The following is a 19,127-nucleotide window of genomic DNA, read 5'->3' as shown; positions in this document are numbered from 1 at the left end:
TGCTCCCCGAGGCTCAGGATGTCTTGCGGGATTGGGGCGCCGGACCGGATGAGGGCCCGGACCCGCTGGAACAGGTCCACGGCCGCGCGCGTCCACACCGCCCACTGCCCGAGCAGCCCGCCCACGATCCGCACCATCACCGTTCCCCGCGTGATGACGACCTCGAACGGGGTCACCAGGTCGCCGACGATGTGGTCGTCGTTCCCTGTGTACAGCGCGATCTCCCCCGCGCGGCCGGACTCGGCCACCGCCTGGTCGGTGCGCCCGCAGATCCCGGCGATGCGGACCGCGTCCGGGGCTTCCGCCCGGCAGACTTCCGCAGCCAGGCCGAGCACCGGCTCCAGGAGGCCATGTTGCGGCTTCCGGATCTCGAACTGGGCGGTGTGGACGGCCACCGCCACGCCCCCGGCACCCGCCGAGAGGTAATACCGGGTGAGCGCGCGCTGCCGGCGCTCGTCGAGCCTCCGCGCCGCGGTGAGCGCCAGCGGATGGGCCGGGATGACCATCCCTTCCCGGAGCTTCGCCAGAACTTGAGGCCGGGCCAGGGACGCCATCAGAACCGGCCCTCCCGCTCCGAGAAGTGGGTCGGCTTGGCGTAGGTGACGCCGCGCGCCACCCAGTCGGCGACCCATGCGATCATCCGCTCCAGGGGCACCCGCGGGCTCCCGAACAGCCGGCACGCCTTGGCGCTGCTCGCGAGCAGCGCGTCGGGCTGCTCGCGGCCCTGGAACACCGGGCCGCGACCGAACAGCGCCCCGAACCGCTCGGCGACCGCGCGCACCGAGACGATCTCCGGTCCCGTGACGTTCAGGATCGCGGCCGGCACGGAGCACAGGCCGAACGCACGCAGCGCCCAGTCGCAGGCGTCGCCCTGCCAGATCACGTTGACGCGGGACATGCCGAGGTCGATCGGCTCCCCGGCCCACACCGCGCGGGCGATGTCGAGGAGCACCCCGTACCGGAGGTCGATTGCGTAGTTGAGCCGGATGAGCACCGTCCGCGTGCCCTGAGCGAGACAGAAGTACTGGAAGATGCGTTCCCGTCCCAGACATGACTGGGCGTACTCCCCGACCGGGGCCGGCGGGGTATCCTCGTCGGCGCCGGGTGAGTCCACCGGGACGAACGGGTAGACGTTGCCGGTGGAGAAGGCGACGATCCGCGCGTCACGGAACCGGCGGGCGACAAGCCCGGGCAGGAACGTGTTTATCGCCCAGGTCAGGGGCTCGTTGCCCACCGAGCCGAACTTGCGGCCGGCCATGAACACCACGTTGGGCAGGTCAGGAAGGCGCTCCAGAGCGTCCACATCGAGGAGGTCGCAGGGAATGGTGTCTATCCCTAGCTTTTCGAGCGGCTCTCGCTGGACCGGGTCGGAGAACCGGGACACCGCGACCACCGGTAGGTCCAGGCCCGCCACCTCAGCGGCCCGGTGGGCCATGGCGGCCAGGGTGAACCCCATCTTCCCCCCCGCCCCGAGCACGAGCAGCCCCCCCTCCAGGGCTCCGATGCCCTCGACCAAGGCCGGCGACGGCTCAGACAAGAGGCGATCCAACTCGGCCACCGAACTGATCTTGTCGGGAAGTGCTGGGCGCTTGGTCATGCGCGCGCTCCTTTCTCCGCCGAGATGCCGTGGGCCAGGACGGAGGCGTAGAACCGGATGAACTCCTGGACCGTGGCCGGCGACTCAAAGTCGAAGTCGGTGAGCATCTTCATCGTGTAGCGGTTGGAGAAGTAGACGACCGTGATCGCCTGGAGGGCGTACACGAACTTGTTCACGTCGAGATCGTCCCGGACGAGGCCGTTGGCCTTCGCCTTGTTCAGGATCGCCCTCAGCCTCTGAAGGCCCGGCTCGCGGGCCGCCCTGGCGTCCTCGACCTGGAGGTGCTCCCCACCGGCCAGGTTTTCCCAGGCCACCAACCGGGCGAACGCCGGGTGCTCCAGGTTGAACGCGAACAGGTCACGGAGGATCTCGCTCAGCAGGTCCTCGACCGAGTCGGTCTGCGGTTCCTCGTGGGCGGTTTCCCGCTGAGAGAGCTCGGCGTAGTTGACGGTGAGGATCTTCCGGTAGAGGTCCTCCTTGCGGCCGAAGTAGCGGTAGATGATGGCCTTGCTGCACCCGGCCTTGCGGGCGATCTTGCTGAGGCTGGTGCCGGTGAACCCGCGTTGGGCGAACTCCTCCGCCGCAGCCCGGATGATCCGGGCCTCGGTGAGGTCCCTATCGCGGTGCCTGAACGGGATCTTCTTCATCCGGCTTAAGTGACCGATCGGTCACCTAGGCCGCTGTAGCTCCCCTGGGCACAGCTGTCAACAGGATCGGCTAGGTGCGCCAGGACATCGTTACCAGGCGGAGGCGTTGGTGAGGAAGGTGGGCGGGGCTGATGGACGGTCCGAGGGGAGAAACCGCCCGATCGATCGCTTACCCCCCCGGCTCCGGCCCGATATCCACACGGGTGGCTAGCCCGGCTGTTCCGGTGAAGGCGGAGTGGGACCGGTCACCTTGTCGAACTCCACCGCCCCTTTCGCGTGGTCATACCGCCCCACCACCCGGTCCCCTTCCTGGATCGCTCCCTTGAGGAGGGCGGTGGCGAGAGCGTTCTCGACCTCGGCGCGGATCTTGCGCTTGAGCTCCCGCGCCCCGAACTCCGGCCGGTACCCCACCTCAGCGAGGTGGTCCACGAGGCTTTCGTCGAACTCCAGCTCCACCCCCTGGCCCTTGGCCGTCCGCCCCACCCGCCCAAGCTGCAGGGCCACGATGTCCTTGATCTGGTCCGGGGTCAGGGCATGGAACACGATGATCTCGTCGATCCGGTTCAGGAACTCCGGTCGGAAGTGGCGGCGCAGCACGCTCAAGAGTTCCTCTTTGAGTTGACCGTAGTCGAGCCTCTGCCCGGGGGGCGCCTTCAGGTTCCGCTGGATCAGGTCGCTGCCGAGGTTGCTCGTGGCGATGACGATCGTGTTCGTGAAGTCCACGACCCGCCCCTTGCCGTCGGTGAGGCGGCCGTCGTCGAACACCTGGAGCAGGACGTTGTGCACCTCGGGGTGGGCCTTCTCGATCTCGTCGAGGAGGACGACGGAGTAGGGCCGCCGCCGCACCCGCTCCGTGAGCTGCCCCCCTTCCTCGTACCCCACGTACCCCGGTGGGGCGCCGATGAGGCGGCTTGTGGTATGGCGCTCCGCGTACTCGCTCATGTCGATGCGGACCATGGCGTCCTCATCACCGAACACCGCCCACGCCAAGGCCTTGGCGAGCTCGGTCTTGCCGACCCCGGTGGGCCCGAGGAACAGGAACGTGGCGATGGGACGGTGCCCCTCCCTGAGGCCGGCCCGAGCGAGGCGAATCGCCTCGCTCACCGCGCGCACCGCTTCCTCTTGGCCCACCACCCGTTCGTGCAGCTTCTCCTCAAGCTTGAGGAGCTTCTCCCGCTCCTCGGCGGTGAGCTCGGCCACCGGGATCCCGGTGAGGGCAGACACGACCTCCGCCACGTGCTCGGCCCGTACCTCCGGGGTCCCCGACGCCACCGCTTTCTTCCAGCGCTCGGTGGCCTCGGCGAGTTCCTTCTCCTTCCTCTTGATCTTCTCCTCGATCTCCTTGGCCCGGTCGAACTGTTTTCGGGAGGCCGCGTAGTCCTGCTCCCGCGCCAGCTCCTGGATCTGGGCCTCCAGCTCCTGGAGGGCCGCCGGCCGGGAGGTGGCGGCGATGCGCACCCGGGCCGCCGCCTGATCGATGAGGTCGATGGCCTTGTCCGGGAGGTACCGGCCGGAGATGTACCGGTCGGAGAGCTCGGCCGCGGCCACGATGGCTTCATCGGTGATGCGGACCTTGTGGTGGGCCTCGAACCGGTCCCGCAGCCCGCGGAGGATCGCGATCGTCTGCTCCACCGTGGGCTCGGGGATGAACACCGGCTGGAACCGGCGCTCGAGGGCCGCGTCCTTCTCGATGTACTTTTGGTACTCGCCCAGGGTGGTGGCCCCGATGAGGTGGAGCTCCCCCCGGGCGAGGGGGGGCTTGAAGGCGTTGGCGAGGTCCAGGCCCCCTTCCGCCTGGCCGGCCCCGACGATGGCGTGGATCTCGTCGATGAAGAGGATGAGCTCGTCCTGGTGAGCTACGATCTCATCCAAAACCTGTTTGACGCGCTCCTCGAACTCGCCCCGGTACTTGGTGCCGGCGACAAGCGAGTTCACGTTGAGCTCCACGAGGCGCTTTCCGCGCAGCACTTCGGGCACTTCGCCCTTGACGATGCGCTGGGCCAGGGCCTCCACGATCGCTGTCTTCCCCACGCTGGGCTCCCCGATGAGGACGGGGTTGTTCTTCTTCCTCCGGGCGAGGATCTCGATCACCGTCTCGATCTCCTTGGACCGGCCGATCACCGGGTCGAGGGCGCCCTTCCGGGCGAGCTCGGTGAGGTCCCGGCTGTGCTGGTCCAGGGTGGGGGTGGAGGACCGCCGCTCCCCCCGCCCGGCCTCCGCCCCCCGGGCCACGACCTTGAGCACCTCCCGCTGCACCGCCTCCGGGGTGAGCCCGTAGCGGCGCAGCACGTCCCCGCCGAACCCATCGGGCTCCTCCACCAGGGCGATGAGGAGGTGCTCCGGCCCCACGTAGCGGTGGCCGAAGTCGCGCGAGGTGAGAAACGCCTGCTCGAGCACCCCTTTGACCCGGGGGGAGATCCCCACCCGCACCGTCTCCCCCCTCTCCGCCTTGAGGTCCCCCCGCGGCGCGTTGTGCTCGATGTAGCCGCGGATGTCGTCGGGGGAGAGGTGGACCCCTTTGAGGATCCGCTGGACGACGTCGCTTTCGGTGATCGCGTACAGGACGTGCTCCGTGTCCACCTCACGCTTCCCGAACTCCACCGCCTTGCGGGCTGCCTTCTGGAGGAGGCCCCGGGCGTGGTCGGAGAGGGTGGATGTCCACGGCCTCCCGGTCCGCCCACCGCTCCCCGAACGCCCCCTCGGGGAAGAGGCCCGCGAGCAGGGATTCCCACGGGGAGAACCAGCGCTGCCGGTGCAGGCGGGCGTAGTCGGCCTCGCACAGGCGGAGGATCCGGCGCTGTCCGTCCTCGACGGCCTCCACCTCGACCGTGGCCGGGCGGATGCCGCAGGCCTCGCACAGCCGAGCTCCCATCCGTTACCTCCCGGGGGTCCGGGCCGGGGGCGCATACGGAACGGGGATGAACTCCACCCCTGGCCTCCGCTGCCGGGCCTGGGGGTAGAGGTCCATGAGGGCATAGACCTCCTTGGGCATCCGATCGCTCACGGGAAGCCCAAGCTCCCGCAGCTCGTCGAACATGATGGGGTAGTCGTGGGTCCACCGCCCTTCGCTCAGGGCCTGGGCCACCTCCCGGGCCCGGTCCTCGGGGAGCTTGTCCCGTACCAGGGTGTACACGGTTTCGTGCACCTGATGGAGGGCTTTCCGGGCCACGTCCCCGAGGATGAGGGTCTGGTCGTCCCGGCTGGGGTTGGGCTCCTCCAGGGCCTTCAAGATGGAGGCGGCCGGGAAGTACCCGCCTTGGGGGGTGCCGAGCTGGGGGTCCACCGGGCCGAGGACGGCGTTGGGATCCATCACGATCTCGTCGGCGGCCAGGGCGATGAGGGTTCCCCCGCTCATGGCGTAGTGGGGCACGAACACCGTGACCTTCCCGGGGTGGCGAAGGAGGGCGCACGCGATCTGTTCGGAGGCGAGCACGAGCCCTCCCGGGGTGTGGAGGACGAGGTCGATGGGCATGTCCGGCGGGGTCATGCGGATCGCCCGCAGGACCTGCTCGGAGTCCTCGATGTCGAGGTACCGGGTCACAGGAACCCCAAGGAGGCTCACCGTCTCCTGGCGGTGGATGAGGGTGATGACCCGGCTCCTCCTCCGGACCTCCAGGGCACGGATGGACCTTTGCCGCCGCAGCTCCAGGACCTTTCGTTGCACGAGCGGGACGAACACTTGTAGCAAAATGAGGAACCCCAGGATGCTCACGATGTCGCCCATGGCCGTTCACCCCCGAAAAGGAGGGGGAGGGCAGGGCCCTCCCCCGATCCCGCTCACTCCACCCTCACCTCGAAGACGCCCTCGGTCGTGGGGGCCTTGGCCAGCGGGACCTCCACCCGGAGGACGCCGTCGCGGAACTTGGCGCGGAGGGCCTTCTTGTCCTCCACCTCCTTGGGGAGGGGGAACACCCGCCGGAAGGCCCCGTACCGCCGGCCCATGCGGATGTAGTTCTCGTCGCGGACCTCCTCGGCCCGCTTCACCTCACCGGTGATGACGAGGCGGTCGTCCTCGACCCGGACCTGCACGTCGTCCTTATCGGCCCCGGGCAGTTCCGTCTCGATGACGAGGGTCTTGTCCTTGACGTAGACATCGGTGTGGCCGAACCCGGGGAACACATCCAGGTCGAGGTCGGCGAAGCTCGCAAAGTCGCGCATGAGCTCATCCATGAGCCGGCTCATCCGGGCCGTGATGGAGAATGGATCGCGCCAGATCGCAGGCAAGCGCAGCATACCACCACCTCCTTTTAGCAGTCTCATGCCTCGACTGCTAATTCTATGGGGGTGGTGCCGGCTGTCAAGGGGCTGGCCCTCGCTCGCCGAACTGCCGGCGGGGATCACCGGCCGTCGTCCCCGTGGTGCCCTCACGACGCACCGCGCGCGTGGCCACCAACCTGGCTCCGGTCCCCGCCAGGTCCTCCGCCAGCACCTGGCCGATCTCGACCGGGGCCTCCACCGCCAACCGCCGTACAGCACCCATGATCTCCGGGATCAACCGACGGGGAACAGGCCGGTCGGTACGCACGGACACGAGCGGCCGCTCTCCACCCACCACCTTGACACTGGTGGCCACCACGCGCATGGGCTCCACCGCCTCCTGCCGCGCGTACGCCTCGCCCCGCGGGCACCGGTTGCCCTCGATGCGCCGCACCTGCCCGTCCGCAATGTCCACGGCCACCTCGCACCCCACCGGGCAGGAGACGCACACCACCCGCTTGATCATCCCGGCACCACCCGCACCTCCACCTCAGGGAGGCGCGCGAGCTCCCGCATCGCCTCCGGGGGGAGCTTGACCGCCACCATCTCCGCGGGCCGTACTCCCCGGTGGTTCCGCACCAGTACCCCTGGACCCACCTCCACCCGCGCCACGGCCAGGGGGCGGGGAACGCGCAGGTACAGGGTGGCCGGCGCCTCGGGGTCCAGGGCAGTCGGCACGAGGTGGAGGACGTTCTCGCCGCGGACGAGGGGGATGGGCCGCCGCCGGAGGAGCTCCCCCCGGGCGTGGCGGGCGGCGCATGCCCCTGCCGCCTCCCCCACCTGGGCCACCACGTCCACGAGGTCGAACACGGCAAGGGCGTTGCCGGCCACGAACAGCCACGGCACCTCGGTGCGGAACCGGGAGTCCACCCGCGGCCCCCGGTTCACCGGGTCCAGGGGGACGAACGGGATCCCCTCCGCCTCGGGGATGAGGCCCACGGACAGGATGAGGGTGTCTACCTCCACCAACGTCTCTGTCCCGGGGATGGGGCGGCCCATGTCATCGACCTCCACCACGGTGACCCCGGAGAGCCTGTCCCGTCCGTGGACCCGGGCCACGGTGTGCCGAAGGAGGAGGGGGATCCCGAAGTCCTCCAGGCACTGGACCACGTTGCGCAGAAGCCCCCCGGGGAACGGGCGGAGCTCGAGCACGGCCACCACCTCCACCCCCTCCAGGTGGAGGCGGCGGGCCATGATCAGCCCGATGTCCCCCGAGCCGAGGACGATCGCCCGGCGGCCGGGGAGGAACCCGTGCACGTTCACCAGCCGCTGAGCGAGGCCAGCGGTGTAGATCCCCGCCGGGCGGGACCCAGGGATCTGGAGCGCCCCGAACGGCCGCTCCCGGGCCCCTGCCGCCCACACGATGGCCCGGGGGCGAATGCGCACCGCGCCGCCCGGCCCCACCGCCGTCACCGTGGGCCCAGCCGGGTCCACGTCCAGCACCGTGCACGCGGGGACCACCTCCGCCCCCGACGCCTCCAGCTCCCCGAGCAGCCGATGGGCGAACTCCGGGCCGGTGAGCTCTTCCCGGTACCGGTGGAGCCCGAACCCGGGGTGAATGCACTGGTCCAACACCCCACCCAGGCGGTCGTCCCGTTCTACAAGCCAGGTACGGGCCCCTTCCCGGGCCGCGGCCGCCGCGGCGGCCATCCCCGCCGCCCCCCCACCCACCACCAGCACGTCCACCCAGCAGGGGTTCATGGCCGGATCTTCCCCGCCACGAGCCACGACCGTGGATCCCGCAGGGGGACCTCCTCCGGTTCGGTCCCCAGCTCCCGCGCGAGGATGGCGAGGATCCGATCGGTGCAGAAGCCGCCCTGGCAACGCCCGAACCCAGCACGGGTGCGGAACTTCACCCCGTCCAGGCTCCGCGCCCCCCGCCGGATCGCGTCCACGATCTCCCCCTCCGTTACCAGGTTGCAGAAGCACACGATCCGGCCATAGCGGGGGTCCTCGCGAACGCGCGCCTCCCATTCCTCGCTGGCGAGGTCGGCGACTCGGGGTGGCCCCCGGCGCACCGGGTCAAACGAGGCCTTGCGCACCAGGGTGAGATCCCCGGCTATCACTTCATGCACGAGCCAGCGGGCAACGGCAGGGGCGGCGGTGAGGCCAGGGGAACGCATCGCCGCCGCCTGGTAGAAACCCCGCACCGCGGTGGTCCCCACCACGAAATCCTGCGGGGGGGACTCCGGCCGGAGGCCGGCGAACGCCTTCACGGCCAGCCCGCAGTCCACCTTGGGGACCAAGCGCCGCGCCCCCTCCACCGCCGCCCGCAGGCCATCGCCGCTGGTGTCCGTGGCCTCCTTGGCGTCCTCGGGGAGGTCGGCGGCGGTGGGGCCGAGGAGGATCCCCCCGTCGATGGTGGGCAGGACCAAAATCCCTTTGGACTTCTCGCTTGGGGTGGGAAACAGGACGGCACGCACGAGATCCCCGGCCGCTTTGTCCAGGAGCACGTACTCGCCCCGCCGGGGGACGATCCGGGGCTCCGGGACCCCGGCCATCGCCGCCACCTGGTCCGCGTACAGGCCGGCCGCGTTCACCACTGCGTCCACCGGGTAGCTCCCCCGGGCGGTCTGCACCGCCCGCACGCGGCCCCCATCCACCCGGATCCCCGTGACCTCCTCCCCGAGGTGGACCGCAAGCCCGCCCGCCGCGGCGTTCTCCACCGCAGCCAGGGCGAGCGCCCACGGCTCGGTGATCCCCACCGTAGGCGCCCATAGGGCGGCCACCACCGCCGGGTTCACGTTCGGCTCCCGGGCGAGGACCTCGCCCCCCGGTAGGACCTCAAGCCCGGGGACCCCGTTCTCCTCCCCCTGGGCCCGCAGTCGGTCAAGGACGGCGCGGTCCGCAGCGGACAGGGCCAGCACGTAGGCGCCGGTGCGCCGGAAGGGGACGTCGAGGTCACGGCAAACCTCGTCGAACAGGGCGTTGCCGGAGACACAGAACCGGGCGCACGCCGTCCCGGGGCGGTCGTGGAACCCGGCGTGGACGATGCCGGAGTTGGCCTTGGTCACCCCCCACCCCACGTCCGCCTCCTGCTCGAACAGGAGCACCTCGGCCTCGTAGCGGGCGAGCTCCCGGACGACGAGGGCTCCCACCACCCCGGCTCCGATCACCGCGACCCTCATCCCGCCTCCCTCGCCCAGCCCCGGGCGCGGGCCACCGCCGCCCGCCAGCCGGCGAGCAGCCGCTCCCGGTCGGCATCGCTCATTTGGGGCACGAACCGGCGGTCCTCCTCCCACCGCGCGCGCAGCTCAGCGAGGTCCCGCCAGAACCCCACGGAGACGCCAGCGGCGAGCGCCGCCCCAAGGACCGTGGTCTCCGGGAAGCGGGGGCGAAGGACGGGGATGCCCAGCACGTCGGCTTGGAACTGGCACAAGAAGTCGTTCCTCGCCGCCCCCCCGTCCACGCGCAGCTCCCGGATGGGAACACCGGCGTCGGCCTCCATGGCCCGGACCACGTCGTGGGTCTGATAGGCGATGGCCTCCAGCGCCGCCCGGACAAGGTGGGCCCTCCCCGTGCCCCGGGTGACCCCGAGGATCGTCCCCCGGGCGTACGGGTCCCAGTGTGGGGCGCCGAGGCCGGTGAGGGCGGGCACGAAGTACACCCCCTCGTTCGAGGGGAGGCCCCCGGCCAGGGACTCGGACTCGGCCGCATCCTTGAGCAGGCCCAGCCCGTCCCGCAGCCATTGCACCGCCGCCCCGGCCACGAAGATCGATCCCTCCAGGGCGTAGCGCACCTCAGCCCGGTCGGCGTAGGCCACCGTGGTCAGGAGGCCGTGCCGGCTGGGGACAAATCTGGTCCCCACGTTCATGAGGAGGAACGCCCCCGTGCCCCAGGTGACCTTGGCCTCCCCGGGGGCGAAACACGCCTGGCCGAACAGGGCGCTCTCCTGGTCCCCGAGCACCCCGGCCACGGGCACCGCGGCCCCGAGGAGCTCGGGCCGGGTGTGGCCAAACACGGACAGGCTCGGCCGAACCTCGGGGAGACAACCGGCCGGCACGTCGAACAGGACCAGGGCCTCCTCGTCCCAGCGGAGGGCGCGGATGTCGTAGAGCAGGGTCCGGGAGGCGTTGGTGACGTCGGTGGCGTGGATTCCGCACAGCGACCAGAGAAGCCAGGCATCCACTGTGCCGAACAGGACCTCCCCCCGAGCCGCCCGCTCGCGCAACCCGGGGATGTGCTCCAGGAGCCAGGAGATCTTGGAGGCCGAGAAGTAGGGGTCCAGGGGGAGCCCGGTGCGCCCGCGCAGGCCCTCCTCCGCCCCGGCGCGGCGCAGCGCCTCGCAGTGGGGGGCGGTGCGCCGGTCCTGCCACACGATGGCCGGGTGAACGGGCCGACCGGTCGCGCGGTCCCAGGCCACCGTCGTCTCCCGCTGGTCGGTGATCCCCAGGGCGGCGAGGTCCACGGCCCGGATGCGGGCCTGCCGGAGCGCGGCCCGGACCACGGACAGCGCCCCAGCCACCATCGCCTCGGGGTCCTGCTCCACCCACCCTGGGCGCGGGTAGGCGAGGGAAAGTTCCCGGTACGCCTTTCCCACGGGCTGGGCATCCCGATCGAACACCACGCACCGCACCCCGGTCGTGCCAAGATCGATCGCCGCCACGTGCTCACCCATGGATCCTTCTTTTTCGTTCGATTACTTGCGTTAGGTTTCCTATCCTGGCCAAAGTGGTCCTTGGCGTCAACCCCGGTCCTGAAGTTCAGAACGGGAGCGCGTGGCCGGTGAGCCCGAGCTCCGCCCGGATCGTCCGCAGGTCTGCCTGGAGCCTGGGGGTGATGGGCACCCCATGGGCGCGGATCTGTTGCTCGCGTAAGTATGCCTTCTCCCCCGCGGTGTAGATCCGCTCTGCCCCCGGCGCTTTGGCCGACGCCCGAAGTGCCCTCAGGATCTCCCCGGTGGTGCGTTTGAACTCGGCAAGGGGCACGAAGTGCTCGATCGCGATCGCGAGGAAGAAGTGACCCAGTCGGTGGGGCCGCGGCCGTCCCTCCTCGTCAAACCCAGAAAGGGCTTTCAAGAAAGACCCGGACGCAAGAGAGGCACACAGGATTTCCACCATGGTCGCCAGGCCGTAGCCCTTGTGCCCGCCCATCTCCTCGCCCGGCCCACCGAGAGGGAGGAACGCATAGAGGTCCTTGGGGATCCCGCGCAGGATCGCTTGGGTGTCGGTGGCAAGCCTTCCTTCCCGGTCGATGACCCACCCCGCCGGGGTGGGCTTCCCCTCGCGGGCGAGGACTTCGATCTTTCCCCGCTGGGTGATGGAGGTGGCGGCGTCGAACAGGAACGGGAAATCCTCGTCCGTGGGGCAGGCAAACGCGACGGGGTTCGTGCCCAGCATCGGCTCCACCCCATACGTGGGGGCCACCGACGGCCGGGCGTTGGTGAGGGCGAGGCCGACCATCCCTTCCCGCGCGGCCATCAGGGCGTAGTACCCGGCGATCCCGAAGTGGGAGGAGTTCCGGGCGGCCACCGCCCCCAGGCCCCAAGCGCGGGCCTTGGCGATGGCGAACTTCATGGACCGGTAGGCGACCACGTGCCCCAGGCCGCAGTGCCCGTCTACCACCGCTGTGGTCGGGCCCTCCCGCACCACCTCGAACCGCACCCGCGGGGAGACGATCCCCTTCTTGATCCAGTCGTAGTACATCTTCAGGCGCGAAACCCCGTGGGACTCGATGCCCCGCAGGTCGGAGGCGATGAGGACATCGGTGCAGATCCAGGCGTCCTCCTCCGAGACCCCGAGGGCCACGAACACGTCGAACACGAAGCGCTTCAGCTCCTCCACAGGGACATAGACCGTTTCGGTTGCCATCTTTCGTTCACCCCTCATCGGTTGGGCCACCCGCTCATCGAGGGCTGGGAGGTCAGCGACGCTTTCGACCACGTGATCGGGTTGTACGGAGGCCCGGAGGAGGTCCGCCCGGGAGCTCACCCCGGAGAGGACGAGGATCGCCAGGAGGCCATTCTCCTTGGCCATGACCACGTCCGTTTCCAGGCGGTCCCCCACCATGGCGCACTTCTCCGGCGGGAGGCCGAGCGCTTCCAGGGCCACGTCCACCGTGTGGCGGGATGGTTTCCCCACCACCGTTTCCACCCCCCGCCCGCTGGTCGCCTCCAGGGCGGCGATCACCGCGGCGGCGTCCGGGACTTCACCCTCCTCCACGGGGCAGGTGCGGTCGGCGTTGGTGGCGAGGAAGTGGGCGCCGCGCCGCAGGGCCTGGAAGGCGATGTTGAGCTTCCTGTAGTCGAAGGTGCGGTCAAACGCGGCGATCAGGTACTCGATCTCCTCAGGATCCTCGGTGAGGACAAGGCCCGCCCGGCGGAGTTCGGAAAGAAGCGGCTCCTCCCCGATGGCGAACACCCGGGCCCCGGGGGCCTTTCGGGCGAGGTAGGAGGCGAGGACGAACGAGGAGTTGACCACCTCCTCCTCTGAAGTGGGGATCCCCAGACGCGTGAGCTTCTCGGCGTAATCCCGGCGGGTCTGGAGGGGTTTGTTGGACAGGAACACGATCCGCCTCCCACGGGCCCGGAGCTCGGCGACCGCCTCCGCCGCCCCAGGGATCAGCCGTTCCCCCCGGTACACCGTGCCGTCGAGGTCAAGAAGGTAGCCTTGGACTTTACGCAAGTTAACCCCGTTTCCACTGAACCAAAGTAACGCCGGCCACCACCGCCACCATCGCCCCAACCTGAATGGCCGTCAGGCGTTCGCCCAACGTCGCCCAGGCGAGGAGGGCCGTGCCCAACGGGGACAGGTTGACGATCACGTTTGCCTCGACGGCCGTGAGCTGGCGGAGGGCGTGGTTGAACAAAAGGTAACCAAGGGCTGTGTTCACCGCGCTCAACCCCACGATCACCCCCCACCCGGAGGGCGGCAGGCGGGGCATCCCCTCTGTGGCCAGGGCGGCGACGAGGACAAGGCCCCCACCGATGCCCAGAGGGACGCCGGTTAGCGCCACATTTCCGGCCAGGCGGTCGCGGGCCACCTCGCGTCCCAGCACCGGGAACACAGCGAACCCCAAGAGCGCCACCGCGAGGACGGCCAAGGCCAGGGGAGCGCCCGGCCCGAGTTCCGGCATGAAGAACAGCACGCTCCCCCCGATGGCCGCCCCCAACCCCACCACTTGCGCGGGGCGTGGCCATTCCCCAAGGCGCAGGATCCCTAGGAGCAGCACAGGAACGGGGACCAGAGACAGGACGAGCGACCCAGCGGTGGCGGGGATAAACCTCAGGGCCCAGAACAACGCGCCGTTTCCCACGCTGTACTGGGAAATGCCCATGACGGCAAATCTCCCCCACAGGGACCGGGGGAGCTCCGATAGGGCCTTTCGGTCTCGCCAAAGCCAGGGGCAAAGGAGCACGAAGGCGAGGAAGTAGCGGAGCCCGGCCACGGTGAGGGGGCCAGCGTAAACCAGCGTGTACTTCACCCCCACAAACGACGAGGACCAGATGGCCGCCACCAGCACCGCCTCGGCCAGGGCAAGCAGCCGTGCCGAGCCCGCCGACGGTTCAGCAACCACGCTCTTCCCTTCGCCCACAGGCCCCTCCCCGCCGCCGGTCACTTGGTGCTCTGCATGGCGATCCCTTGCGCGAACTGCCTGCGCATGACGATCAGGACGACGAGGGGCGGGAGCATGATCAGGATCGTGCCGGCCATGATGATGTTCCACTCCGCCGCCGTGCGCTCAGAGGTGATGAGCATCTTGAGGCCGATCTGGGCGACCCGCATCTGGGGGGCGGTGGTGACGATGAGCGGCCACAGGTACTCGTTCCACATGTACACGAACTCGATCACAAAAAGCGCGGCGATGTTCGTCTTCGAAAGGGGGATTAGGACGTTCCACAGGTACCGGAGTGGGCCGGCCCCGTCCACCCTGGCCGCATCGGAGAGCTCATCGGGCACGGTGAGGAAGAACTGGCGGAACAGAAGGAGCCCGGTGGTGCTGGCGAGATAGGGGATGATGAGGGCGTAGTAGGTGTTGAGCCATCCGAAGCTGGCCATGAGGCCATACGCGGGGACGATGCGCACCGGCAAGGGCAGCATCTGGGTGATCATGCTCAAGGGGAAGAGCAGAATCCGGCCGCGGAAGTGGAAGTGCGTGAATGCGAACGCGGCCAGGACGGAGAGGACGCTCTTCCCCACCGCAACCGATAGGGCCACCAGAGCGCTATTGGCCATAAGCCGCCCCAGATTCACCCGGTGCCAGGCTTCGGTCACATTGGCGAAGAATTGGGTCCCGGGGATGAGCTTCGGGGGAAAGGCATAGGCCTCCTGGTGGGTGAGCGTCCCCATCACGAACGCGAAGTACAGGGGGAACGCCACGGCGATGAGGATGAGGATCAGCGTTGCGTGCAGGCCAAGCTTGTACAGGGTCTTCCGGGACATCGTCCACCTCACCGGCTGTACACCGCCCTTCGGGTTGCGACCCGAAGTTGGAACAGGGCCATTGCCGCCACCATGAGGAACAGGACCGCCGACTGGGCCGAGGCGAGGTTGCCCCGGAGGCGGATGAACCCGTCCCGGTAGAGTTTATAGACCAGGATCTCCGTGGCCCCACCCGGGCCCCCTTGGGTCATGATGTCGATCAGCCCGAACACCTGGAAGAAGGCATAGATCATGTTCACGAAGAGGAGGAACGCGGTAGTGGGGGAGAGCATCGGAAACGTGATCCGCCAGAAAGTCCGCCACGGTCCGGCCCCGTCCACCCGGGCCGCCTCCTCGAACTCCTTGGGCACGTTCTGGAGCCCGGCGATGTAGAAGCAGATGTTGTACCCGAGCATGTTCCACGCGGCGGCGGCGGCAGCGATGAGCAAGGCCGCGGTCCCATGGACAAGCATGTTGATTCGGTACCCGGTGATCCTGTACAGGGCGTAAGTTCCCAGCCCAACCGCGGGATCAAAGAGAAGGGCCCAGATGATCCCGGCCACGGCCGGGGAGAGGGCGTACGTCCAGATGAACGCCACCTGATAGAACCCAACTCCTCTGATCCTCCTCGTGACGAGGACGGCGATGGCGAGCGAGGCGGACAGACCCCCCACGATGACCAGGGCGGCAAACCCGATCGTGGTCAGAAGGCTACGCACGTACTCGGGCGTGGAGAAGAGCTGGGTGTAGTTGCCCAGGCCTACGAACAATGTGGTCGTGCCGAACGGGGAGGTGCGGTAGAAGGACTGCTGAACCGCCTGCACGAACGGAACGACGAGGAACACGATGATGACGGCGATGGATGGGAAGATCAGGATGTAAGGGAGCAGCCGGTGGCCGGGAAAGCGTGCCTCCACATGATCTCCTTTGGACACAAGGCACCGGGGCAGGGATGCCCCTGCCCCGGTACTTGGCGTCCCTTCCTACTTCACCAACGTACGGTACTCCTGGAGGGCCCGGTTGGCTTTGGCCGCGGCCTCGGCCAGGGCTGCCTCTGGGGAGAGGGTCCCGGCGAGGGCCTTCTCCAGTGCTGACCGAATGTAGTCGCGGATCTCGACGAATGGGCCGAGGCGCACCCCCACGGAGGCCGCGGTGTCCTGACGGCCGGACAGGATTTGGAGGAACGCGGTCAGGTGGTTGGGGCTTTCCGCGAACCACCCTTCGTCCATGAGCTGCTTCAGCGCGGCGTTGGTGGCCGGGAAGTAGCCCGTGCCCTTGTGCCAGTAGATGTCCACATCGGGCTGGCTGAGCCACTTCAGGAACTCCCAGACGGCGCGGAGCTCCGCTGCGCTCTGCCCTTTGCGCACCCAGAGGCTTCCTCCGCCCACCACCGAGTTGCCCCGTGGCTCGTCGGGGAACCGGGGGAGGAAGCTGGTGCCAACCTCGAATTTGGCCGTCTTCATAATGCCGTCAAGAGACGAGGTGGACTGGAAGAGCATCGAGATCGTCCCACTGGTGAAGGCGGCGTTGGCGTTGTACTCCGGCCCACCGTAGAGGAAGATCCCCTCGCGGGCAAGCCGCGTCCAGGTCTCGAACACCTTGATGCTGAAGGGATCGGGCCATGTGACCTCTGTGGCGAGGCCGGCGCGTCCGTTTTCGTTATCCGCGTAGAGGTAGTTGTGAATCGCCAGCTGCTGCTCGAACTGCCAGTCCGGCCAGCCAAAGGAGAGCACGTTCGTGACCACACCGGCCTCGATGAGCCTCTTCCCGTATTCGTGTACCTCGTCCCAGGTCGCGGGTGGCTTGTTGGGGTCGAGCCCGGCCTGGCGGAAGTGATCCTTGTTGTAATAGAGAATCGATGTGGATGAATTGAACGGGAAGGACCACAGGTTGTCCCCCACCGAGTAGTACAACACGATGGGCCGCACGTACTGCGCCCAGTCCCACGTCTCTCCGAGCATCCCCGGGATTTGGTATACCGGGATGATGGCGCCACTGTCGATCATGGTCTGGGTCCCCACTTCATAGACCTGAACGAGGTGGGGGGCTGTTCCCGTGCGGTAGGCGGCGATGAACTTGGTCAGGGTCTCCTCGTACGTTCCGGTAAAGACCGGACGCACCTCGATGTCGGGGTGCGCGGCGTTGAAGTCGCTCACGATCTTCTCCAGGACCTTCAGCCGTGACCCGCTCATGGCGTGCCAGAACTCCACCGTCGTCTTGGCCTGGGCGGCAACCGGCGCCAGCGTCAGTCCGCCCACGAGCACCCCGAGCACAACCCACCATATCCTGCGATTCCGCATGACAAGCCTCCTTCTGGCATAGGATGTGGATCCCGAGATCGCCCCGGGTTGTTGCGCTCTTCGCCTCTCTCACCCCCTTTTGCTCACGCGAGCACGAGCTCCCCACCCTGCTCGGAGAGGAGCCGAGCGTACTGGGGATCGAGGCCCTCGTCGGTCACGATCACGTCCACTTCCTCAAGGTCGGCGATCCTCCCATGGGTCACGACCCCGAACTTGGTGTGGTCGGCCACGATCACCACCCGCCGGGCATGACGCACGATCTCCGCCGCCGTCTCCGCCTCTTCCAGGGAGGGGATCGTGATCCCATGTTCAAGAGAAATCCCATTGGCTCCCAGAAACGCGAGGTCGAAGTACACCCCTTCCAGGGCCTGACTGGCCAGAGGGCCCACCATCGCGAAGGAGACCCCCCGCAGGTACCCGCCCACCACGTACAGGTCCACCTGTGGAATCCCGGCCAGCTCCGTGGCATGGGTCAGGGCGTTGGTGAACGCCTTGACGTGCGACGGCGCGCGGTCTTTGAGGGCGCGGACGATCTCCATGGTCGTGGTGCCGTTCCCGATGAACACGGCCATGCCGTCCTCGATGAGCGCGGCAGCACGGCGCCCGATGCGGCGCTTCTCCTCGAGGTTGAGCGACGCCTTTTCATGGTAGGACGGTTCAGCCGCAAGTTGCTCCTTGACCATCGCCCCACCGTGGACCCGCAACAGGTGCCCCCGACGGGCAAGGGCATCGAGATCGTTGCGGATGGTCATGGGGGACACGGAGTGGATCCTGGCCAGCTCAGACGTGCGCACCGCCCCCAGCTCCCGCACCCGCTCCAGGATGAGGCGGCGACGGTGCTCCGTGAGCGAGCGGTTGTCATTCTTTTCCATACCTTTCTATAGTTAGCACAAGGTAACACATTGTAGGCCCGTCCGGTCCCCCTGTCAAGGGGAGCCCTTGGGTACGGCTGGCCGAGGCGGGCGGCGCCGGCTATCCTCCGGCCGGTGAACTTGAACGTGCACACGCGGGCGTTCCGGGCGGCCAAGGGAGAGGGCCCGGCTGAGCTTCTCCTGCGGCGGGCCCGGGTGCTGGACGTGTTCTCCGGGGCGTTCTTCCCCGGGGACGTGGCGGTGGCCGACGGCCGTATCGTCGGGTTTGGGGCCACCGAGGCGGAGGAGATCGTCGACCTCGCCGGGGCGTGGCTCGTCCCGGGGTTCATCGACGCCCACGTCCACATCGAGAGCTCGCGCCTCTCCCCGCCTGAGTTCGCCCGGGCCGTGCTCCCCCACGGGACCACGGCGGTGATCGCCGACCCCCACGAAATCGCCAATGTCCTGGGCCGGGAGGGGGTCCGGTACATGCTGGACGCCACCCGGGATCTGCCCCTGCGGGCGCTCTTCCTGGCCCCGTCCTGCGTCCCAGCGAGCCCGCTGGAGACGGCCGGGGCGGAACTGGCCGCCCGGGACCTCGCGGAGTTGCTCTCTTGGGACCGCATCCTCGGCCTCGCGGAGGTCATGAACTTCCCCGGGGTGCTGGCCGGCGACCCCGACCTCTGGGCCAAGCTCGAGGCAGCCCGGGGCCGCCCGATCGACGGCCACGCCCCGGGGCTCTCCGGGTCTGCCCTGTGGGCCTACATCCTTGCCGGACCGCGCACCGACCACGAGTGCACTTCCCTCGCCGAGGCCGCGGAGAAGCTGCGGGCCGGGATGCACGTCCTCATCCGCGAGGGGACCACGGCCCGGAACCTCTCCGCCCTGCTCCCCCTCCTCACCGCCCGGTCCGCCCCGTTCGTCCACCTCTGCACCGACGACCGGGAGCCGGAAACCCTCCTCTCGGAAGGGCACATGGACGACGTCCTGCGGAAGGCCATCGCGGGCGGCGTCCCCCCGGAGGTCGCGATCGCCTGCGCCACGGTCCACACCGCCCGGGCGTACGGGATCCCGAACCTCGGGGCGATCGCCCCCGGCTACGCTGCCGACCTCGG

15 protein-coding genes and 3 pseudogenes are annotated in these 19,127 nt (G+C 68.8%); 1 reads left to right on the top strand and 17 read right to left on the bottom strand.

The features are described 5' to 3' along the window. From NUV94_06730 to NUV94_06650, 17 genes and pseudogenes are all read right to left on the bottom strand, one after another. On the bottom strand, positions 1–554 hold a 554-nt coding region (locus NUV94_06730; GenBank protein ID MCR4392443.1), incomplete at its 3' end, for a hypothetical protein. Beyond that, positions 554–1,597 carry an NAD(P)-dependent oxidoreductase gene (locus NUV94_06725; protein MCR4392442.1) on the bottom strand — a complete coding sequence of 348 codons (1,044 nt, stop codon included), beginning with the start codon at positions 1,595–1,597 and terminating at the stop codon, positions 554–556. The genes NUV94_06730 and NUV94_06725, both read right to left, overlap by 1 nt. Further along, the gene (locus NUV94_06720; protein MCR4392441.1) at positions 1,594–2,244 is read right to left on the bottom strand and encodes a TetR family transcriptional regulator; all 651 of its coding nucleotides are present in this window, start codon (positions 2,242–2,244) and stop codon (positions 1,594–1,596) included. Before NUV94_06720 ends, NUV94_06725 begins: the two co-directional genes overlap by 4 nt. A gap of 207 nt (positions 2,245–2,451) precedes the next feature. Continuing rightward, positions 2,452–5,116: pseudogene (locus tag NUV94_06715) on the bottom strand (AAA family ATPase). Positions 5,117–5,119: 3 nt separating this feature from the next. Beyond that, a complete protein-coding gene (locus NUV94_06710) occupies positions 5,120–5,968 on the bottom strand; it encodes a hypothetical protein (protein MCR4392440.1) in 849 nt (282 codons plus the stop codon). 53 nt (positions 5,969–6,021) lie between these two features. After that, the gene (locus NUV94_06705) at positions 6,022–6,477 is read right to left on the bottom strand and encodes an Hsp20/alpha crystallin family protein (protein MCR4392439.1); all 456 of its coding nucleotides are present in this window, start codon (positions 6,475–6,477) and stop codon (positions 6,022–6,024) included. Between the two features lie 64 nt (positions 6,478–6,541). Continuing rightward, positions 6,542–6,967, bottom strand: coding sequence for a DUF1667 domain-containing protein (locus NUV94_06700; protein MCR4392438.1), 426 nt, complete (start codon positions 6,965–6,967; stop codon positions 6,542–6,544). After that, a complete protein-coding gene (locus NUV94_06695; protein MCR4392437.1) occupies positions 6,964–8,202 on the bottom strand; it encodes an NAD(P)/FAD-dependent oxidoreductase in 1,239 nt (412 codons plus the stop codon). The genes NUV94_06700 and NUV94_06695 overlap by 4 nt, the downstream gene beginning before the upstream one ends. Further along, positions 8,199–9,629, bottom strand: coding sequence for an NAD(P)/FAD-dependent oxidoreductase (locus tag NUV94_06690; GenBank protein ID MCR4392436.1), 1,431 nt, complete (start codon positions 9,627–9,629; stop codon positions 8,199–8,201). Before NUV94_06690 ends, NUV94_06695 begins: the two co-directional genes overlap by 4 nt. Then, positions 9,626–11,119, bottom strand: coding sequence for a glycerol kinase GlpK (glpK, locus tag NUV94_06685; GenBank protein MCR4392435.1), 1,494 nt, complete (start codon positions 11,117–11,119; stop codon positions 9,626–9,628). Before glpK ends, NUV94_06690 begins: the two co-directional genes overlap by 4 nt. A gap of 85 nt (positions 11,120–11,204) precedes the next feature. Continuing rightward, entirely contained in the window at positions 11,205–12,311 is a 1,107-nt protein-coding gene (locus NUV94_06680; GenBank protein MCR4392434.1) for an Ldh family oxidoreductase, read from the bottom strand. A 48-nt stretch (positions 12,312–12,359) separates the two neighbouring features. Continuing rightward, positions 12,360–13,124 (bottom strand): annotated as a pseudogene (locus NUV94_06675) (HAD-IIA family hydrolase). A 1-nt stretch (position 13,125) separates the two neighbouring features. After that, entirely contained in the window at positions 13,126–14,034 is a 909-nt protein-coding gene (locus NUV94_06670; GenBank protein MCR4392433.1) for an EamA family transporter, read from the bottom strand. 20 nt (positions 14,035–14,054) lie between these two features. Then, entirely contained in the window at positions 14,055–14,882 is an 828-nt protein-coding gene (locus NUV94_06665; protein MCR4392432.1) for an ABC transporter permease subunit, read from the bottom strand. An 8-nt stretch (positions 14,883–14,890) separates the two neighbouring features. Continuing rightward, positions 14,891–15,778 (bottom strand): sugar ABC transporter permease, encoded by an 888-nt coding sequence (locus NUV94_06660; GenBank protein ID MCR4392431.1) that lies wholly within the window; start codon positions 15,776–15,778, stop codon positions 14,891–14,893. Positions 15,779–15,844: 66 nt separating this feature from the next. Next, the gene (locus NUV94_06655; protein MCR4392430.1) at positions 15,845–17,161 is read right to left on the bottom strand and encodes an ABC transporter substrate-binding protein; all 1,317 of its coding nucleotides are present in this window, start codon (positions 17,159–17,161) and stop codon (positions 15,845–15,847) included. An 83-nt stretch (positions 17,162–17,244) separates the two neighbouring features. Then, positions 17,245–18,033, bottom strand: a complete 789-nt coding sequence (locus NUV94_06650) for a DeoR/GlpR family DNA-binding transcription regulator (GenBank protein MCR4392429.1) — start codon at positions 18,031–18,033, stop codon at positions 17,245–17,247. A gap of 114 nt (positions 18,034–18,147) precedes the next feature. On the opposite strand from NUV94_06650, the pseudogene NUV94_06645 reads away from it, so the two are divergent. Further along, a pseudogene (locus NUV94_06645) lies at positions 18,148–19,127 on the top strand (amidohydrolase family protein).

It is taken from the genome of Candidatus Acetothermia bacterium (assembly GCA_024653305.1).
Lineage (GTDB): Bacteria > Bipolaricaulota > Bipolaricaulia > Bipolaricaulales > Bipolaricaulaceae > JACIWI01.
Note: the sequence above shows the minus strand (reverse complement) of the source record. Positions and strands in the feature narration are given on the sequence as shown.